Source organism: Acidisphaera sp. L21 (assembly GCF_009765685.1).
Classification (GTDB): domain Bacteria; phylum Pseudomonadota; class Alphaproteobacteria; order Acetobacterales; family Acetobacteraceae; genus LMUY01.
This window is the reverse complement of sequence record NZ_LMUY01000081.1, coordinates 12,816-30,990: the sequence shown is the minus strand read 5'-3', so window position 1 is coordinate 30,990 and position 18,175 is coordinate 12,816. Positions and strand designations below refer to the sequence as shown.

The window sequence follows — 18,175 nt, the reverse complement described above, 5'->3', positions numbered from 1 at the left end:
CCCCCGTGCGTCCCCACGCGGCGGACCCCAGGTGCTCGGACCCGAGCCAATTTGCCGTCCGCTGGTCCCTCGGAGCGAGGGTCGACGCCTGACAGCCGGCCGGTTCATCGACAATCGAGCCCGGAGACAAAAATAGGTTGTCGGAAGCAGGCCCAAGCGCATCCGGCAACCGCTTTGGGTGAAGGAACACCTGCGGAGCTAACCCTCTGTAATCACGTCCAGTTTTCTGTTGGCATCGACCCATGAACGACACTGACCCCACGCATGACAGGCCTTCGGCGCGCTCAAAATGCCACCATCCGGCCCGGAAACACCCTGCCAGAGGCCTGGCAATTGTGGCAACTGGCCATTTGCACCTACGAGGTCTTGATAATGGGGCTTATGGAGACTGTTTTACTTGTTGGCCCTGGCTATTTGCTTATAGCTATGCTCATGATAACTGATTGCAGATTATCGCATTTACGATGATGATCACGGCTACGATCCGATGCACGAGCCTCGCAATTTCAGGAACGCCCCGATGCGGAAGCTGTGCGGACCGCCTGATACGACAGGACCGCGGTTTGTCTACATAGACGACAACGAACCGAGCCACACCCGTATGCGTGCGGTGCACGCACCAGACCGAGTAACTTGAATGGTCCGCGAGAGAGAGGCTGGAATTGCTAGCCTGCCGAACGGGCTCTCACCGGGCCACAAACTCCGGGGAGAAATCGTCGTTCTCAGGGCAGGGTATCGCCCTCTCCGAGGAACAAGTCAGCTTTAGAATTCCAATGGCATTCCAGTTCGACCATTGCAGCGCGGAATTACAAGATCCCTCAAACGCTACTGAGGTGGTGTTGCCCTAGCTCGTGGTTACAGTTCAGCGACTGTTACACACCGGGAGATATGTGTCGTGTTGCGGAAGGCTGCATAGACTATCCGAAGTGAGGGCTCTTGTAATAGAGCTAATACCAGGTCTCATTGATCACAACCGCTCAGCTCACGGCGGCTAGCCCAGCGATATCAGGTGCGCCAAGGCAGACTGAGGACCGTCTGATGGGTTCTAATCAAAGAGCCTTGGTATAAGGCCGATTTGGCGGGTGGTTGCTAACACCCTGTGGAGCCAACCAAAGGAAGTTCTGCGACAAAGTGGCTTGTTTAGGGCATGTTGGAATTGGGAAAATGCCGTTCCGGTAGGCCTTTTATCAAGTCGATTGCCCCGTCCAGCGGAATGAGGGTTCTTGTAATGCCCCAGGATTGCGAAGACACCTACGCCATGCTCCGTCGGGCCGACTCACTCGGGACGTTCCAGGTTGAAAGCCGGGCGCAGATGGCCATGCTGCCGCGGCTGCGTCCCAGCGTGTTTTATGACCTGGTCGTTCAGGTCGCGATCATTCGCCCTGGCCCAATCCAGGGCGATATGGTGCACCCCTATCTCCGCCGTCGCTGGGGTCAGGAAGAGCCGGTCTATCCGCAGCCCTCACCTGAGTTTGGCGATCCGGACGAGCTGAAGAAGGTGCTTGGGCGCACGCTCGGGGTACCGTTTTTCCAGGAACAAGCCATGCGGGTAGCGATCGTCGCGGCGGGTTTCACGCCCAATGAGGCGGATCAACTCCGCCGGGCGATGGCGACCTTCAAGCACACGCAGGGCGTTGGCATGTACCATGAACGTCTGGTGGGCGGCATGGTCCGGCGGGGCTATGACCCCGAATTGGCTGAGCGCGTGTTCAAGCAGATCGAGGGGTTCGGCTCCTATGGTTTTCCAGAGAGCCACGCCGCGAGCTTTGCCCATCTTGCTTATGCGTCCTCCTGGCTGAAATGCCACCACCCAGCGGTGTTCGCGGCGGCGCTGCTCAACAGCCAGCCCATGGGGTTCTACGCGCCGGCGCAGATCGTCGGCGACGCCAAGAAGCACGACGTTCTGGTGCGGCCGCTCGACATCAACGCCAGCGATTGGGACAGCACACTGGAACCTGAGGTCCGGAGCGCTGATAAGCACGCATTACGGCTTGGATTGCGGCTGGCGTCGGGGCTGGCGGAGGAGGACGGCCGCCTGATCGTCAAGACACGGCGGTCGGGCAACGGTTCGCCTTATGGTTCCGTCGAGGAGGTGGCACGACGCACCTGTGTCAGCCGCAAGGCAATGGAAGCCCTTGCCGAGGCGGACGCATTTGCCAGCCTGGGCGCTAGCCGGCGCGATGCGATGTGGGATGCCAAGGCCATCGAGCACAACATCCCGCCACTGTTGCAGTTGGCCGGAAATGCCCTCGGCGAGGCGGGGCTGATCCGGGAGCCTGCCCCAGCCCTTCCCGTCGAGGCTAATGGGCAGTCCGTGGTGCTGGATTACGCGGCGACGGGATTATCCTTGCGCCAACACCCGCTCGCCTTGCTACGCCCTGCTTTGGCGGCGCTCGGTTACCACGACACCAACCACCTCAACAGCGCCAAGCCCGGCAGCTCGATCCGGTTGCCCGGCCTCGTCTTGATGCGGCAGCGGCCGGGCACGGCCAAAGGCATCGTTTTCATCACGCTGGAGGACGAGTTCGGGGTGGCTAACCTCGTGGTCTATACGGATGTCGGCCAGCGGGATCGAGCGGCGATGATCGGTGCCAGGCTGATGGTGGCCGAAGGCCAGATCGAGCGGGAAACGGAGCGTGCGGAGGTGCCGATCACGCATTTGATCTGTCGACGTCTCATCGACAGAACGGATCTGCTGCGGCAACTCAACACGGCCCACCCTTCACCAAGCTGGAGCGATGCTGTGCTCAGTCGCGCGGATGAGATACGACGGCCTAATCCTGGATCGGCCCAAACGAAGGTCAAAATGCCGAATAGCCGAGACTTCCGATAGCCCCTCTGCCGCAGCGGCATGAGACGATCGCCAAGAAAACTGCTATGTAGCATGCATGACAACGGCGCCGGCATCAACAATGACTTTGAACCCCAAAGAGCGCGAGTTCGTTCGCAGAGAATTGGATATGTTTTTTTCGACATACCCAACAGTCGCGGAGGGCATACAGATCAAGACCTGGCGCGGCGGACCGCACGCAGGTGAGCCCAAGATGCCACCACCCGCTCAATCCATGCTTGAACGAGGCCTACTCGAGTTGGACACCACCAAACGGCCACCGAGGCTGTTCTTTACAGAAGCAGGCTTGGCTGAATTGTCCGCGATGATGGCGGACCGGCGCTTGGCTGACCCGGCAAAATTCGCGCATATCCGGGAAGAGTTAGGGATCGCAAATTCATAGCCTGCACATCACTCTAACACGGCGTTTTTCGAAGAATTTGGCTGGCTAAAACGGGCTAGCGTCAAGTGAAAGCTCCATACAAACGGGCAGTCGTCACTCACAGGTAACCACTTCACGTCGGATGCTAAGGCACTTTCTACTCGAGAGCCAATCTTTTCTATGGTGCTTCACCTCGTCGTCATAGGCTCACGATGATCATCCAAGTCCTATGATGACGCCAAAACCCATCAACGCGACGCCGGCACCGAGGTTGAGGTGCTGCGTAATCGCACCCGCGAGACCGCGGCGAAGCAGCAAGGCGCCGCTGCACACCACCGAGTACCAAAACGCCGCCCCGACGATTGCCCCAGGCACCATCAGAAGCGCGTTGTCACTCCGACCAGCGGCATCAGTCGCTATTGTTGATGCCGTTGCAAGATAAGGCAGGATCGTCATCGGATTGGATAGACCGAGCATCAAGCCAGAGAGATAGGCAGCATGAGGCGCCTCGGCTGGAGGATCCGTCTTTCTGGCAGCCTTCTTCAACAAAAGGCGAACACCCAGAAGCATGAGAACTCCCGCTGACACAAGATGCACTGGCGTCTTCCACGCCGAAAGTGCGTCGGCAATGACATCCGCGCCGCCTACCGCCATGCTTGCAAAAGCGCCGTGCGCAGTGGCCGCACCGATGCCGCTGATGAGCCCGAGATAAGGGCGGCCCATGAGACTGCGTTGGAGGCAGAGCAGCGATACCGGCCCAAATGGCGCAGCGATCGAAAGACCGAGAAAGGCTCCGTGTAAGATCGGCGGTAGCATCAAAATCTCCCTGGCTTCATTCCACAGGCAATCACGCCAGATTGGGCTATTCGAACGGAGGAGACTGTGACGGGGGTCATACGGAATAGGGCCGCTCAGAAACTGCGTCTGAATCGGGCGGCTCTTAGATGAGTGTCGGCACGCCGTGCAAGATCCGTAGGTGAACTTTCGAACCGGAAGGTGATGCCTTTTGTTATTGATACGAAACGTGATATGGTACTACCATTGTCCTGCTTGGTAGATAGAGGCCTTCTAAAGGGCAGGAACTCGACATGATTGTATCGACGCGACGGACGCTCATTGGTGGCGCGACTCTTAGTGCTGGAGGCCTTCTCGCCCCTATCGTCCGTGCCGCGGCGCTGGACGGCCACGCGGCTGGTTTTGATGTTGCGCCCGCAGCGGATGGACTCAAGACGATCCCTCGTCGGTCAGGCGATCCGGTCCAATTCACAACATCGCTCGACACGGCAGCGTTAAAGGCGACAAGCGGCGGCTGGGCGCGAGAAATCACATCGCGCGCCCTGCCCATCGCAACTGGCATTGCATTAGCCCATCTTTTTCTGAATCCGGGCGGCGCACGAGAGATGCATTGGCACAATTCCGCTGAGTGGGCTTACGTGCTCGGTGGTAATTGCCAGGTGACGGCACAGGATCCGGCTGGAGAGACAGAGGTGGTCAATCTCGGCCTTGGCGACCTATGGTATTTTCCACGCGGTCATGCCCATGCCATCCAGGCGCTCGGCGACAAGCCATTTCACGCCCTGCTGGCCTTTGACGATGGGCTCTACTCAGAGCATGGCACGTTTGGGATCAGCGACTGGATGAGCCGGGTTGAGCCGGCGGCTCTCGCGCAGGCATTAGGCGTCTCACCAAGCGAATTGGGCGCGATCCCGACTGGAGAGACCTACATCATGCAGGGTCCCGTCGTCCCGCTCGCTAGTCCGCAAGCCCGTGCCGAGCAATTGCTATCCGCCGACCGCACTCATCGATATCGTTTGATCGATGGTCCACCTTGGGCCTCGTCCGGAAAGAGCAGCATATTCCTCGCGGGTCGACAGCAGTTCCCGATTTGCACGACGATGACAGGCCAAGTCAATCGCCTCGAACCTGGGGCCATGCAGCAGCTGCACTGGCATCCCAGTGGCAACGAGTTTCACTACGTTGCACAAGGTCAAGTGCGTATGACACTTTTTGCCGCTGATAAACGAATGGCAGTAGCGAACCTAATGGTCGGAGACTGCGGCTACATCCCTGCAAATTGCGGCCATTTTCTGCAAAACACCGGCACTGGCGCGTGCGAGGTGGTCAGCGTTCAGGATAGCCCCAACTACGAGGGCGCCACGTTGACGGATTGGCTGAGTGCGGCGCCCCGCCACCTTCTTGCAAACAACCTTGGAACGGCTATCGGTGACGTACCGAGATTCAAGCAAATTGGCGCAACCGTTCAAAAGCCAACCTGATGCGTTTTCTCGTGGTTGTCGCGATTATAGGCGGCACTATGCCATGGGATAGCCCGGACGCACTGGACGACCTAGCCGCCAACATCTCTCCAGCGCAGACTTGCCATGTTATGTTTGAGGCTGCGACAAAGGTGCAACGTGAAGAGCTTTACATGACCGTCAGCAATGAAGGTGGCGCTTGTATGTGGAGTGGTGGTGTAGAGAATGATGGGAAAGCACACCTTTACAAACGCCGGCTCAGAATTCCACCCACCCACGGCAAGGCGCTTGTCGGCGAAATCGCTCGCTCCCGCAGTTATCAAATCTATAAGCCGGAAATTGGCTATGTAGGGCAGGACGAATTCATCGAATACATTCTTAGCAGCCACAAAGAAATTGTACACCACATCACCGTCGAGCAAGTAATGCACTGAGTGAGAGATCCCGGACGCTAGCACAGAATGGGTGACGTCACCCGGATCCAGATGAAATTCCAGACCGACTTAACCCGGCTTCCATTTAAGTTGTCCGGTAGCATTCTCCGCTTACAACGAGGCCAAGGGAAAATGTCCCGTAGGCCCATGAGCGACGTCACGCGTGGTGGCGTCACCCGGGTGCTCGTAATCGCCATGGGCGCCTTCATCGACGTTTGGGAGATCTGACGAAATCGCCTCCAGTGGCGCCGATAGTCCGAACGTCAATCAGCGAGCGCCGTCGCCGTCCGGTCCGATCGTTCGGAAATCAGCTCGCTACAGCATGCCAGGCCGGAAACGTGATCGTCGGCTAATCATCTTGCCCAACCCCATGAACACGCCGTCGCCGGTGTAGTGCAGAGTCTCGGGGTGCCTGGGCGACTTGGCCACATGTGCCTTCACTACCTCAAAAATGAAGAAGTTGTACTTATCGATCAGGGTATCTTCCGCAAGCCGACACTCGAAGTTGGCATAGCACTCCGCGATCAGCGGCGCCTCGACACGCTCAGCCGCCTGGACGGTGAGCCCGAAGCGCTCAAACTTGTCGATCTCCGCGCCTGTCGTGTTGCCAATCCCGACGACAGTATCGGTCAGCGCCGTGGTCGGTAGATTGATCACGCATTCCCCGCTCCTGCGAATCAGTCCGAAGCTATGAATCCCTCCAGCGATGACGCAGCCGATTAGAGACGGCGTAAACTCCATCACCGTATGCCAACCCATTGTCATGATGTTGTGCGTCCCGTTGTGCGCTGATGAAACCAACACGATCGGTCCCGGCTCCAGGTAGCGACGGATCTGCGATACTGGCAGGTCGATCTTGGTTGTGTGTTTCGCCATCGTCTCGTCCCATTCAAACTCTGGCGGCCCATTAAATAGGTGCAGCCACTCTGGAGACCACCGGAGGAATGTTATCGTCCCAGTTCAGCTAGCTTTTGGGTATCCGGCCACGCCACTCTACCTCAATCAGCACCCCGGTGAGCGCCTTTGTCTTCAGCCCAGGCCAGTAGCCAATGAGCGTCGAAGGTGTGATACGCGCGGCTGGCGTCCGAGCCGCTCTTCGCGAAGCCGACTTCGGCCGCACGTGCATTGATCCGTTCACGGTTGGCACGCGCCTCGTCCGCTGAGCTCCCATACTTAGTTGTGATGTAGTCAAGGCGGTTGCGCGGCCGCCCGCCGGCATGTCCGGATTAGGTTCGAATGGATGGAAAGCTATGTGGGGCTCGGCCACATCGCCGATCTGCTCAAGAGCGATCTCCGACCCGCGCAAGCCGATGGCACACCAGGGACAGGCAAAGTCGGACACGAAGTCAATCTTCAGCGCTTTAGTCATGGTTCTTTCCTCGGGCGGCACAGTTCGAACTCGAACATAGATCTTTGTGCCGGTCTGGTCACGCGAGGCTCGGTGCGAAAGCGGCGGACTATAGAGTTCTACGTGGCGTAAACATGCCTGGGTTCCAACGAAAAAATGCAAGGGACGATGATGCCGCTGCTTGCAAGCTGCTATATCACCGTCGCCATGGCGCGGAGGGATGACATGCGCCTGAAAGCAGCCGCCATGTTTGGCGCAGTGATCACAACAATTGCTGCCGCACAGCCCGCCGTAACGACGATGAACCGTTAGCCGACGCTATATGAGCACCCCTGGTGAGATCAAGGCCTCGGGTTGAACCTACGCGCCATGTTCCCGATTCCCTTGCTGACGCAGCAAATCAGCTCTGAAACGCAGCAAGGTTGCGTCCGGACCAAGGTTGGATGCCTATTGGGAACCAAATGCCGTGCTTACTCACCTCCTTAGGGCTTCTATTCGAAATTCACGGATGCAACCTCGATCTGCAACGTGAGAAGTTTGTCCAGTTTGGGGTAATGGGTATCGAGGTAGCTGTTACCGCCAGCGAAGAGCGGATCTTGCCTACCTGCACGCATTCCACTTCCTGACGCCTCGCCGTATCCTGCATAGAGGCTATCAACGACGTCCATGCCGGAAACAATTTGACCAAACGGCGCGAAAGCAGGCTCCCCATCGTTTTGGCTCGAGTTGTCGCCGAGATTGATGTAGATCTGTGTGGAACGTGTCGCCGGCCCAGTATTGGAAAAAGCGACAAAGCCACGATGGTTTGGTCGAATTAATTTATCGTCAGGTATTGTGTTGTCTCGCCAGAGTTGTGCAGTAGCGGGATCGCCCGCGATACCAAATTGAGCCCATTTCCCGGTAACCACGCGGAAAAAGCGCGAGTCATTATAGTAGCCCTCGTTCGCGAGGTTGTATAAGCGCTGGGCGCCGTGAGCTGACCAATTTCGATGAGCCTCAATCAAAAACCGGCCCTTCGTCGTCGTGACGGATACGATGTAAACCTCAGGGCATCGCGAGGCTTCAGGCATGGATTACCTCTCAAAAAAGGCCCCGACGCTCGCCAGAGCGAGGCATCTCTGCAATCTTCCGCACGGAGTCAAGTGTCGACCTGCACTCAAGCTTGAATGCGAGCCCGCACGCCGGGCCTTCTGGCTCTCCGCCGCCGAGGCAGTTGGACCAGATGCACCGTGCGTCTTGCAGGAGCCCGTTCAGGGAACGCGAATTAGGCTGCAGGTCGAAGTGGCCGTAATGGCCGCGCAGCGCGCTGGAACACCGTAGGTGCTGTTCGGCCGGCGGCGTGTGCATCCCGCCGCCGCGTTTTCTAGCGGAGCGCTGCTAGTTTGCGTGACAGACGATCGCTCTGATGAACTGGCCGTCCCGGGACCACCCCCGATAGCGAGCGAAGCCCAGAAAGGCAAAGGTCTATGGCGTGATCGGCGGCCACGGCATCACCTGGAACAGTTCTCCCGTCTCCTGGGACGGCTTGTGGGACGGACCGCCCTCCAAGCTACAGATCGATCGCCGCGTCGGCTAACTTACCTTGTGATGTGATCTTTAGGAACAAAGGTGCTTTGCCGGCGTTTGCGTTCGGTCCGCCGGGCTTCTCCGAGGATATGCGGGGTGCCGGCCATTCAAAATCAGCACGCAAGCGCGTTGGAAGTCGCGCCATTTGATTTCGCACCGGCTGAAACCGGCTTCGGAGCAGTCTGGCTGCATCGCCTCATGGCTTCCAGCCGCACGCTGCGCCAGCTGACTTTGGGAGCCATGGCGCGGCTCGAACTGGCGATCCTAAGCGGGCACAAGGATAATCGCATACTGGTTGCCATTCGGTCGGCAAGACAGGGCCGTGAGTCCCTGCTCAGCGGCAATGAGGCATTCACGCTATTTTCTATGGCACGGGCTCAATCCAATCTGCCTGGATCAATGGCAGAGCTCGGCGTCTACCAAGGCTGCTCGGCCAAAATCATCAGCATGGCGAGCGAGAATGTCGACCTCCACCTTTTCGACACGTTCGAGGGGCTTCCGGAGCCGGGAAGCACGGAGAAAGCGAGATTGCGGACCGGTCTCTATGCGGCAGGCCTGTCCTTGGTGCAGGCCTTCCTTGATGACCGGGAAACATCAGCTTCCACCCAAGCCTCTTTCCGCAATCCGCGGAGACCTGCCGGGAAACCACCTATTCGTTTGTGCACCTCGACGTCGACCTGCACTCGAGCACCCTCGCCTGCCTGGAATACTTTTATCCACGGATGGTTCAAGGCGGCATCATCCTGTCCCACGATTACTCCTACCTGCATGGCGTCAAAGGTGCCTTTGAAGAGTTCCTAGCCGACAAGCCGGAAATGGCGTTGGAGCTGTCAACGTCCCAGGCCATGCTCGTCAAGCGCTGAGCGCCATTCGGCGAGCCCGTGGCTCATTTGTCACACGGCATGCCGCCTTCAACAACAAGAACATGGCCTACATACCCTAAGGCGAAACGGCATCCCTTGACTGGGCCATGGTCGTCTCTCTGGCCGACAAAGCGGCCCGCTATGGTCAAGTATTGTGGCCGGTAGACCCGGACCCCAACCAGCACTTTCCCAGTGAACGACAATCGAGCATTCTCATCCGGGCAACACCGCCGTCGGATGTAGCAGTATGTCCGCTCCGCGCTGTCCGATGTTGCATTTTCCCGCCGGGCGCGATCTGGTTGGCAGCCCGAATGGCGGTGGTCTGCTCCCCAACCCGCCAGTCGCGGCACCTTACCGTGCCCGCCAGATAAATGGCCTCCCCAAGGATCTCCGGTTGGTAGACCGGCGGCGGCGGCCGCGGCGCCTTCTCCATGACCGAGCCTGTATGGCTGTAGAATGGTCCGTTGACCAAAGGCGGATGCACCATCGTGACGTGGACAGCCGACTGCTCGTGGACCAACTCGGAGCGAACCGCCTCGGTGAAGCCCCGCAGGCCGTATTTAGTTGTCGAATACCAGAGGCCATGCTGGCTCGCATCTTCGAGCCTTTCAAGCGAGGCAAGCACCGGGCGAGTTCGCAGGGACTGGGACCCGGGCTTTACATCTCCAACCAGATCGCCGTCGCCCACGGCGGGTCGCTCGGTGTCGTATCGACGGACCGGGAAACGCGATTCACCTTCCGGATGCCTCTCGGAATCGAACCTTCTGTACAAACGTGACTCGCACGAACCGCCGCAAATCATGCGAACTCTGCGAGAACGACAATGGTATCTTCGATGTGCGTGAGCGGGATGGGCAGGATTGACGGTTTAAATCGCAAGCATTATGCTTGCAGTCGGCTGACTTGAGCGCATATGCTTCCTCGTGAGAGGGAGACGGCCATGAGTGACGAAGCCAAGTCGACCTTCGGAAGAGCCTCAGGTGGTCATGCGCGAGCCGAGGCTCTGAGCCCAGAACGCCGAAGGGAGATTGCGCAGGAGGCGGCGCGTAAGCGTTGGCGAACCGACCTCGCGGGACGTTCTGCCTCTGTCCGGAAGGTTAAGGCGGATCTCGGGGAGAAGCTGGCGGTCAACGTGCCTTATGTGGATCTCGGCCATATCGACCTGCTGGTGTCGGAGGGCATCTACGCCAGCCGGGACGAGCTAATCCGCACGGCCATCCGAAATCAACTCGACAAGCATGCGGAGGTCGTCCGCCAGTCCGTCGTCCGCCACAGCCTAGACCTCGGGCTGCGGCATCTGGACCGGAGGACTTTGGAGGAAGTGCGGAACGCGGGTGAGCGGCTGGAGTTGAAGGTGCTGGGTCTTCTGACCATCGCCGACGACGTCGATGCCGCCCTTGCCGTTGAGACCATCGCTTCCATCCAGGTGCTGGGCGCGATGCAGGCACGTCCCGAGGTTCGCAAGGCGCTCGCCGACCGCACGCGCTGAAGTGCCCACTCGACTCCGAGGCGGCCCATTTGGGGCCTCGTGCGACAAACGGAAGCCGGTTACCGGTTCCAAACGGAGATGCCCAAGCGGGTCTCTAACGAGGATGAATGCAATGAATTTCACGATCCTCGACACGATGCGCGAAGCCACTCGCCTCACCGCAGGCGGTCGTTTGGTGGAGGCAACCGCCGCCATCCAAAGGATGATGGGCGGCAACGCCACCCCCTCGGCCTCGGTCGAAGTCGGCACGACCATCGAAGGAACCTTCGAACGCATCGGTGAGTCGCAGACTCCTGATGCGTCCACCCTCAAGCCAAGCTTTCTGGGCAAGGTGTCTCTGAAGGACTTGGTGCGGCCCAAGGGGCGGACATCGATCTCCGCCAACGTTGTCGTGCCCGAAGGCGCCCAATTCGAGTGGGCGACCTACGCCGGGCCGACCGGATCACGCCGTTACAAGCTCTACGTGCCAAGCGGCCACAGCGCGGACGTACCTGCGCCGCTGGTGGTCATGCTGCACGGCTGCACCCAATCGCCGGACGATTTCGCCTCGGGCACCCGCATGAACGACGCCGCCGAGGCGAGCAAATTCCTGGTGGCTTATCCCGAGCAGACGAGCGCCTCCAACATGCAGAAGTGCTGGAATTGGTTTGTCGATGGAGATCAGCGCCGAGACGGAGGTGAGCCGGCGGAGATTGCGGGCATCTCTCGGCAGATCATGGGGCATCATGCAGTCGATCCCTCGCGTGTCTACGTCGCGGGGCTGTCGGCAGGCGGTGCGATGGCCGCGATCCTGGGCGAAGCCTATCCGGACCTCTACGCCGCCATCGGCGTCCATTCGGGCTTGGCTAGCGGTTCGGCGCACGACATTCCGTCGGCCTTTGCCGCCATGCGCGAAGGCGCGCCCGGCAGGTCCGGTAACGGGCGTCGCACCACCGTTCCGGCCATCGTGTTCCACGGCGACAAGGACACGACGGTGAACGTCCGCAATGCAGCCGCCGTGGCCGCGCAGGCGAAGGGAAGTGTCAGTTTGGCCGCTTCATCTGAAAAGGGCACCGCGGTTAACGGCCACGGCTACACCAGAACGGTTTGCAGGGACGCCGCCGGTCAACCCGTCGTGGAGCAGTGGACCATTCACGGGGCGTCGCATGCCTGGGCGGGGGGATCGTCTGCGGGCAGTTACACCGACTCCCGTGGTCCGGATGCCACGGGTGAGATGGTGCGCTTCTTCCTCGAACACCCCAAGACGGCAGCCGCCAACTAAGGAGCGCAATTGAAGAACAGCGATCCCAGTCATTAGGGGCCGTTCCTGGTGGTGCTGACCTGGGGCGGCCTGGGGCAGCGGCCTATCCGTGGCACTCGCCCTGGGACTGCCCGCCGGGGCGTATCGGGCAAACCGGGGACCATGATGCCTGACCTAATTCTAGCGCCCACGCTCGTCGGTGGCCCGACTGTCTTCGTCGAATTCGGTGGCATCGAAAGAGTGTTCGACGGAGCAGAGGATTTGGTAGCTGTAGGCCTTCAGTGGGCGGTATCGTTGAGCCGCCCCCGGCTCCAGTCGTGGCTGGCGGCTGGCACTTCGGCGGCCATGCGGGGGCTGAAATGAATGAAGCCGTGAGGAGCCTCGGGCAGCAGATGCAAGTCAACGGGCGCCGCGTTGCGCCAGCGGTCCGCCATCCGCAGCATCAACGGGCAGAAAATTCGCAAACCAAGCTGCATAAGGCGTGGTCCGCGCCATCCTGCGGTTGAAGTCAGGCGTGCCATCGGTCCACCACAGAGGCCCACCGTCGATCCGTCCGAGCCGCGAGGAAGGATGGTTCCGCGGAGGTCAGGCCGCCACCCAACACACGCCCACATGCGTGCCCGGTCGCCCAACCCACTTGGGCGCCCGCTCGACTGGCCATGCCTCGGCACCCGGCAATCCTATGGATTGAGGGCTGCCGCGCTGGCGGGTCTACCTAGTACGGCGTTTCCGAGGAACGACTCGTATCACGCGACCGCATTGATCTTATAGGTCCAGCTATGGACGACGGGGTCGCGGTTGAGGTCATCGAGATAGGCGAGGATCCCTTCCTTGAGCTCATCCTTCGATGCGACGCGGATTCCGCGAAGCATCGACCGCGCCATTTTGGAGAAGAAGCCCTCCACCAGATTGAGCCAGGAGCCGTGCTTTGGAGTGAACACGAAGGTGAAACGGCCCTTCGGCTGAGTTCCCAGCCACGCCGTGGTCTCCTTTGAGATGTGCGCGGAGTGGTTGTCGAGGATCAGCTTGATGGCAGTGTCTGTCGGATAGGCGGCATTGAGCCTCTCGAGAAAGCCGACGAACTCCCGCGAGCGATGGCGGTTCTCAACGCTGGCGTGAACCTCTCCCGTCAGCAGATCGATCCCGGCAAGCAGGCTCAGCGTGCCATGGCGCTTATATTCATGGTCACGCGACCAACCTGGATGAGATCCCGGCTGCGGCGGCAGATCAGGGGCGGTGGTGCCAATCGCCTGGATGCCGGGCTTCTCGTCGTACGAGATGATCGCAACATTCGGCCCGGCGGTTTTGTCCTCGCGCAGGACTTTGACCTCGCGGTAAACGCAGAGAACTTCAGCCATCTTCTCCTCGAACGCCTCGTCGCGGCGCTGGAGATAATAGCGAACCTTGTGTGGCTTGATGTCGTGCTCGTCGAGGATCTTGCAGACCGTGCCCTGGGCAAGACGCATCAAGCACGCATACCCGGCCGCTTGCGCATGCTCCCGCACGTGGCGCGCGAGCAGTCGGGTCGTCCAAAGCTCGTGCGGATATCCCAGGTCTTTGGCCTTCTGGCAGGCCAGCGACACCACCCATGCTTTGGCATCATCGGTGATCTTCGGCTCTTGGCCAGGACGCGGACTGTCATCGAGCGCCGCCATCACGCCAAACTGTACCGCGCGACTGACGCAACGCTGCACGGTCTGATGAGTGACCCCGATCAATCGACCCACGGCGTAGGTCGACGGGTCGGCCCAATAAGCCAGGAGAATGCGCGCCCGTTCAACCCGACAGGCGCACTCCGTGCGCGATCGCGCAATCGCTTCCAGTTCGATCAATTCACTCTCTTTGATCGAAATCCCAACTACCTGCCGAAGTGCTGCCATCCTACCCAGCCGTCACGGTTGCGATCCGGCCAGATTACAATATCTGAACCGGTTATGGAATCCGGCGCAACTGGTCGGTTCCATGGAATCGCTGTACTAGATCCGTGCTCGTGCGGGCCGAGGCGTTGTTGGCCGGGTTCAATGAAGCGAAGCCAATAAGGGCTTAAACGGCCTAGAAGAGGTGCGGGACCGCCACCATTTAGGGTTTTAACGCTGCTTCACATGATTCCCGTTTTTTCATAGATCGACTGCGTAGTCTCTCCGGCTTCGATCATCCCTCGCACGGCAGCCTCACCGGCGACCTTCCGTAAGGCTTCTTGAATGATGTCCCCCACGTGCGCCTTTGGGACAACAAGTACCCCATCGACATCGCCGACGATCAGGTCGCCCGGATGAACCTGGGCCCCGTTGTCGAACTCAACTGCACACCGGTAATCCACCACTCGGCCGCGTACCCGCTGATCCTGGGCGTAAGATCCCATTGAGAACACAGGCAGCCCCAATCCAAGGATCTCCCGCGTATCCCTGTGGTAGCCGCCCAACACAGCACCCGCCGCGCCGAGGGTGAGCGCACGCGTGCTCATCAAGCCGCCCCAGAAGGCGTATCGAGGTGAGCCGCCCGCTGCGACATAGACCTCGCCTGCTTTCAACGAGTCCAAAGCCTCGAACATCAGGCCAAAAGGACCCGGTTGGCCGGTATGGCCAATGTCTTGACCATGGCAATCTGCCTCCAGCACGGGCATGGCGCGGCCAACGATCACCATCTCCGGCCGCAAGGCTCGGATATGCGGCGGCAGGAATTGATGGGTCAGCCCGGCCACGTCCATGACATCGCCGATGACAGCGGTGAACAGGGTGTCGCGCACGGTCTGAAACAAAGTGGCGTCGTCTTGGTTCATGATGGTTCTCTCCTTTGCTCGTGGGACGCCGCCTGCCGACGCACGGCATCCGCGGCCTCGTCAAAATGGATGGTCATGGCAGCCCGCGCCGCCGCAGCATCTCCTGCCGCCACTGCGTCTAGGATCATCTGGTGCACAGCTTGTACCCGGCCCAGCTCCGCCTTGCCTGCGCGGCTTCTCAGACCGACCGCAATGGAGTCGAGCATGGCGAGATGCATGTCCTCAATGAACAGGGCAAAGAGCGGATTGCCTGTGGCCTGAGCCAATAGGCTATGGAACTGCAGATCGAGGGTCGAATACGCATCCCTTTGCTGCAGCACGCCCTTCATGGCGCTCAGCGTCTCTCGAAGCGCCAGCATCACTCCGGCCCCGCTGTGGGAGGCGGCAAGGCCAGCCATTTCAATCTCCAACCCGCGGCGTAAGCCCAAGAGGTCGAGCACGTTGGCCTGTCCCGTGGTGATGGCTCCCTGCAAAACATGGCGCACCACGCCGCCCTTCAGCGTTCCCACGCGGGGTCGCCGCCCCACAGATACTGTGATCAGCCCCAGCGCTGCTAACCGGCTGGAAGCCTCGCGTACGATAGGGCGGCTGATGCCCAAGGCACGCCCAACCTCAGTCTCACCCGGCAGCACGTCACCCGGACCCAGACGTCGGTCTGCAATGTAGCCTCGCAAATAGGCCGCCACCGCGGTCGTGCGGCTGTCGAGCGGCGGCTCGGATGCGATCAGTTCGCCCGGTTGGCGCTGCAAAAAGGACCCCACTCCTAATGACCAACCCTGATTGCCAAAACCTGTCTTACAGGTTTATGTCTGTTTCAAGGGCGCTGGACAAGCCGAAATTCAGTGGGGGGTGCGTTGGAGCAGACACAAACGATCGCGGTTCGGGTCAGCGACACACGCGCGGTGGTCGCCGCCAGCGCCGTTGGTACGATTATGGAGTGGTATGATTTCGCGCTCTACGGCGCGGCTGCTGCTCTTTTTATCAACCGCCTCTATTTCCCCAACGTCAGCCCGACCATTGGCTCACTGGCAGCCTTCGCAACATTTGCAGTCGGGTTCCTGGCGCGGCCGCTTGGCGGCTTCGTTGTAGCGCATTACGGGGACAGGATCGGCCGCAAGCCAGCGTTGATCTTCACTGTGGCGCTGATGGGCTTCAGCACCGTCGTGATCGGACTGCTGCCCAGTTACGCCACCATGGGGATATGGGCGCCAATCCTGCTGGTGGTACTACGCTTGCTGCAGGGGTTCGGAGCCGGCGCGGAACTAGCGGGCGCCATCACCTACATCGCCGAATACACGCCCCGCGGCAGTCGAGCTTTCTACACCTCCATTCCAAACGGCTGCACCGCGGTGGGGCTGGGCCTCGCGGTCGGAATTCTCGCGCTCTTGGGCGCAGTATTGACTGACGAGCAGATGCTGGCATGGGGTTGGCGTATTCCCTTCCTGGCAAGCATCGTGGTGGTGGGGATATCCCTCTACATCCGCAGTCGGCTGCAGGAGTCGCCTGCTTTCGAGCAAGAACAGCAGAAGCTTCGCTCCGCCACGAAGCTGCCACTCGCCGAGGTGTTCCAGGAGCGGGGGCGCAACGTTGTGCTGGGTTTCTTTTCCGTCACAGGGCACAATGCCAACGCCTATGTGCTGAATGCCTTCGCGTTGGGCTACATTGCCAACACTTTGCATCTCAGCCGCAACGTGGCGCTACTGGCCCTGCTATCCGCGGCCGCGGCCGGCGTGGTCATGACGCCGCTCTTTGGAATCTTGGCCGACCGAATTGGTCGCAAGCCTGTGTTCATTGGCGGGGCGGTATTCGTGGCGCTGTTCGCCTTTCCGTTTTTTATGCTGCTCGGGACGGGTGATACCACAAACGTGGTCGTCGCAATGATGCTAGGCTATGGCATTGGCTTTGGCGCCATGTCAGGCGCCCAGGGCGCATTTCTGTCCGAATTGTTCGAAACCCGCTACCGCTACACTGGCATCGCCGTTGCGAGGGAGATGAACAGCGTTCTGATTGCCGGGCCAACCCCGTTCATCGCGAGCGCCTTGGTCGCCATGGCGTCGGGGCAGCCGTGGCTCGTCGCCTGGTATTTGGTTGCCTGTCAGGTCGTGACAGTCGTCAGCGTATGGCTTGCACCCGCTCCTTCCAGACTTGAGGTAAAGGGCGTTTAGACCGACCGCGCGGCGGCAGCCAATGCTCAAGCTGCTGATTTTACCGGCGGGAAGAAAAAGCCGGCAAAGGTGTGGACGTGCCAGTCCTTCCAGCTCAGTCGAACAGGCGGCGACCAAAGACGAGTGAGAAAGGTGGCTCAAACCTTGTTATAGCGGACCACCTTTGACTATCATTCCGAAGCGTTTACCAAATACCCGGTGGCATCTCAGGACAGTCATTTGGTCGGACTGATCTCTCGCGGTATCTTAGCCTATATGCGCACCTCAAAATATAAGCCAGGCGTTCGAGTTTTGCTGGTCTTTCGGCCTAGAACCCGGTTACTGAGCCTGAGGCGGCTGGTTGACGGCAAGCCGACCGGATCCCTCGACTACTGGAGCTTACTCGAAGTCCAGCGACCCCGATTGCCGGCCACTTGGCATGCACACGGATTACGAGGCGATGGCAGCGCCTGGATCACATCGAACCTAATCGCCTACGATCCAGGCGCCGACCTGATCCAGACAGCCACTGGTTCTGTTTATTCCATCCAAGAAATTGCACCACCCGGTAGCACGACGCCGGCATTGGAAATCGCATACGATACAACAATCAAGAAATGGGGCCTTCTCAAGGACGAGTGACCCGAGCTTCCCCTTCTAGCCGGCCAATAGGGGTAGAAATGCGTGGAGTTACTGACTCACGAGCCGTCCTGATGACGCTGTCTCGAGCAAACGCGGCACCCATGGAACAGGGACCTCTAGCGCATGGGTATCCTCAATTCGTCGGCTGCCAAAAGGGAGATGATTGACTGGGCCGCCCGGATGGTTGTTCTCTCACTCTTCGA

The 18,175-nt window shown here is 59.8% G+C and carries 18 protein-coding genes; 11 read left to right on the top strand and 7 right to left on the bottom strand.

Going from position 1 to position 18,175, the window contains the following annotated elements; translation table 11 throughout:
• The first annotated feature begins 1,147 nt into the window (after window positions 1-1,147).
• Window positions 1,148-2,833 (top strand): hypothetical protein, encoded by a 1,686-nt coding sequence (locus tag GSQ76_RS16655; RefSeq protein ID WP_158745242.1) that lies wholly within the window; start codon window positions 1,148-1,150, stop codon window positions 2,831-2,833.
• A gap of 55 nt (window positions 2,834-2,888) precedes the next feature.
• A complete protein-coding gene (locus tag GSQ76_RS16650; RefSeq protein WP_158745241.1) occupies window positions 2,889-3,233 on the top strand; it encodes a hypothetical protein in 345 nt (114 codons plus the stop codon).
• A gap of 195 nt (window positions 3,234-3,428) precedes the next feature.
• Here the strand turns inward: GSQ76_RS16650 and GSQ76_RS16645 are convergent, their stop codons facing one another.
• Window positions 3,429-4,028, bottom strand: a complete 600-nt coding sequence (locus GSQ76_RS16645; protein ID WP_158745239.1) for a LysE family translocator — start codon at window positions 4,026-4,028, stop codon at window positions 3,429-3,431.
• A gap of 272 nt (window positions 4,029-4,300) precedes the next feature.
• On the opposite strand from GSQ76_RS16645, the gene GSQ76_RS16640 reads away from it, so the two are divergent.
• Window positions 4,301-5,488 (top strand): cupin domain-containing protein, encoded by a 1,188-nt coding sequence (locus tag GSQ76_RS16640; protein ID WP_158745237.1) that lies wholly within the window; start codon window positions 4,301-4,303, stop codon window positions 5,486-5,488.
• Window positions 5,488-5,901 carry a hypothetical protein gene (locus tag GSQ76_RS16635; protein WP_158745236.1) on the top strand — a complete coding sequence of 138 codons (414 nt, stop codon included), beginning with the start codon at window positions 5,488-5,490 and terminating at the stop codon, window positions 5,899-5,901. The genes GSQ76_RS16640 and GSQ76_RS16635 overlap by 1 nt, the downstream gene beginning before the upstream one ends.
• 315 nt (window positions 5,902-6,216) lie before the next feature.
• Here the strand turns inward: GSQ76_RS16635 and GSQ76_RS16630 are convergent, their stop codons facing one another.
• Entirely contained in the window at window positions 6,217-6,777 is a 561-nt protein-coding gene (locus GSQ76_RS16630; RefSeq protein WP_158745234.1) for a flavin reductase family protein, read from the bottom strand.
• A gap of 640 nt (window positions 6,778-7,417) precedes the next feature.
• On the opposite strand from GSQ76_RS16630, the gene GSQ76_RS16625 reads away from it, so the two are divergent.
• Window positions 7,418-7,561: a hypothetical protein gene (locus tag GSQ76_RS16625; RefSeq protein WP_158745233.1), complete on the top strand. Its 144-nt coding sequence runs from the start codon at window positions 7,418-7,420 to the stop codon at window positions 7,559-7,561.
• A gap of 179 nt (window positions 7,562-7,740) precedes the next feature.
• Here the strand turns inward: GSQ76_RS16625 and GSQ76_RS16620 are convergent, their stop codons facing one another.
• Entirely contained in the window at window positions 7,741-8,319 is a 579-nt protein-coding gene (locus GSQ76_RS16620) for a peptidylprolyl isomerase (protein ID WP_158745231.1), read from the bottom strand.
• Window positions 8,320-9,408: 1,089 nt separating this feature from the next.
• On the opposite strand from GSQ76_RS16620, the gene GSQ76_RS32715 reads away from it, so the two are divergent.
• From GSQ76_RS32715 to GSQ76_RS16600, 4 genes are all read left to right on the top strand, one after another.
• Window positions 9,409-9,678 carry a TylF/MycF/NovP-related O-methyltransferase gene (locus GSQ76_RS32715; protein WP_158745327.1) on the top strand — a complete coding sequence of 90 codons (270 nt, stop codon included), beginning with the start codon at window positions 9,409-9,411 and terminating at the stop codon, window positions 9,676-9,678.
• Between the two features lie 247 nt (window positions 9,679-9,925).
• Complete coding sequence (locus GSQ76_RS32490) at window positions 9,926-10,456, top strand: sensor histidine kinase KdpD (protein WP_158745229.1); 531 nt, start codon at window positions 9,926-9,928, stop codon at window positions 10,454-10,456.
• A 162-nt stretch (window positions 10,457-10,618) separates the two neighbouring features.
• The gene (locus GSQ76_RS16605) at window positions 10,619-11,167 is read left to right on the top strand and encodes a CopG family transcriptional regulator (protein WP_158745227.1); all 549 of its coding nucleotides are present in this window, start codon (window positions 10,619-10,621) and stop codon (window positions 11,165-11,167) included.
• 112 nt (window positions 11,168-11,279) lie between these two features.
• On the top strand, window positions 11,280-12,428 hold the full coding sequence (locus GSQ76_RS16600; RefSeq protein ID WP_158745226.1) for a PHB depolymerase family esterase: 1,149 nt from the start codon (window positions 11,280-11,282) through the stop codon (window positions 12,426-12,428).
• A gap of 257 nt (window positions 12,429-12,685) precedes the next feature.
• Here GSQ76_RS16600 and GSQ76_RS16595 read toward each other — a convergent pair whose 3' ends face one another.
• From GSQ76_RS16595 to GSQ76_RS16580, 4 genes are all read right to left on the bottom strand, one after another.
• On the bottom strand, window positions 12,686-12,883 hold the full coding sequence (locus tag GSQ76_RS16595; protein WP_158745224.1) for a hypothetical protein: 198 nt from the start codon (window positions 12,881-12,883) through the stop codon (window positions 12,686-12,688).
• 270 nt (window positions 12,884-13,153) lie between these two features.
• The gene (locus tag GSQ76_RS16590; protein ID WP_254070450.1) at window positions 13,154-14,239 is read right to left on the bottom strand and encodes an IS630 family transposase; all 1,086 of its coding nucleotides are present in this window, start codon (window positions 14,237-14,239) and stop codon (window positions 13,154-13,156) included.
• A 266-nt stretch (window positions 14,240-14,505) separates the two neighbouring features.
• On the bottom strand, window positions 14,506-15,186 hold the full coding sequence (locus tag GSQ76_RS16585) for an RraA family protein (RefSeq protein ID WP_158745221.1): 681 nt from the start codon (window positions 15,184-15,186) through the stop codon (window positions 14,506-14,508).
• Window positions 15,183-15,935 carry a FadR/GntR family transcriptional regulator gene (locus GSQ76_RS16580; protein ID WP_158745220.1) on the bottom strand — a complete coding sequence of 251 codons (753 nt, stop codon included), beginning with the start codon at window positions 15,933-15,935 and terminating at the stop codon, window positions 15,183-15,185. Before GSQ76_RS16580 ends, GSQ76_RS16585 begins: the two co-directional genes overlap by 4 nt.
• Before the next feature lie 105 nt (window positions 15,936-16,040).
• Here GSQ76_RS16580 and GSQ76_RS16575 point away from each other — a divergent pair, with 105 nt between their 5' ends.
• Together GSQ76_RS16575 and GSQ76_RS16570 are read left to right on the top strand one after the other, a co-directional pair.
• Window positions 16,041-17,351: an MFS transporter gene (locus tag GSQ76_RS16575; RefSeq protein ID WP_216851099.1), complete on the top strand. Its 1,311-nt coding sequence runs from the start codon at window positions 16,041-16,043 to the stop codon at window positions 17,349-17,351.
• 219 nt (window positions 17,352-17,570) lie between these two features.
• Entirely contained in the window at window positions 17,571-17,972 is a 402-nt protein-coding gene (locus tag GSQ76_RS16570) for a hypothetical protein (RefSeq protein WP_158745218.1), read from the top strand.
• The last annotated feature ends 203 nt before the right edge of the window (window positions 17,973-18,175 follow it).

What these genes read in the sequence shown, in the direction of transcription:
- GSQ76_RS16655 (WP_158745242.1), top strand. Translation starts at nt 1,148, where the DNA reads ATGTTGGAATTGGGAAAATGCCGTTCCGGTAGGCCTTTTATCAAGTCG.
- GSQ76_RS16650 (WP_158745241.1), top strand. Translation starts at nt 2,889, where the DNA reads ATGACAACGGCGCCGGCATCAACAATGACTTTGAACCCCAAAGAGCGC.
- GSQ76_RS16645 (WP_158745239.1), bottom strand. Translation starts at nt 4,028, where the DNA reads ATGCTACCGCCGATCTTACACGGAGCCTTTCTCGGTCTTTCGATCGCT.
- GSQ76_RS16640 (WP_158745237.1), top strand. Translation starts at nt 4,301, where the DNA reads ATGATTGTATCGACGCGACGGACGCTCATTGGTGGCGCGACTCTTAGT.
- GSQ76_RS16635 (WP_158745236.1), top strand. Translation starts at nt 5,488, where the DNA reads ATGCGTTTTCTCGTGGTTGTCGCGATTATAGGCGGCACTATGCCATGG.
- GSQ76_RS16630 (WP_158745234.1), bottom strand. Translation starts at nt 6,777, where the DNA reads ATGGCGAAACACACAACCAAGATCGACCTGCCAGTATCGCAGATCCGT.
- GSQ76_RS16625 (WP_158745233.1), top strand. Translation starts at nt 7,418, where the DNA reads ATGATGCCGCTGCTTGCAAGCTGCTATATCACCGTCGCCATGGCGCGG.
- GSQ76_RS16620 (WP_158745231.1), bottom strand. Translation starts at nt 8,319, where the DNA reads ATGCCTGAAGCCTCGCGATGCCCTGAGGTTTACATCGTATCCGTCACG.
- GSQ76_RS32490 (WP_158745229.1), top strand. Translation starts at nt 9,926, where the DNA reads ATGTCCGCTCCGCGCTGTCCGATGTTGCATTTTCCCGCCGGGCGCGAT.
- GSQ76_RS16605 (WP_158745227.1), top strand. Translation starts at nt 10,619, where the DNA reads ATGAGTGACGAAGCCAAGTCGACCTTCGGAAGAGCCTCAGGTGGTCAT.
- GSQ76_RS16600 (WP_158745226.1), top strand. Translation starts at nt 11,280, where the DNA reads ATGAATTTCACGATCCTCGACACGATGCGCGAAGCCACTCGCCTCACC.
- GSQ76_RS16595 (WP_158745224.1), bottom strand. Translation starts at nt 12,883, where the DNA reads ATGCAGCTTGGTTTGCGAATTTTCTGCCCGTTGATGCTGCGGATGGCG.
- GSQ76_RS16585 (WP_158745221.1), bottom strand. Translation starts at nt 15,186, where the DNA reads ATGAACCAAGACGACGCCACTTTGTTTCAGACCGTGCGCGACACCCTG.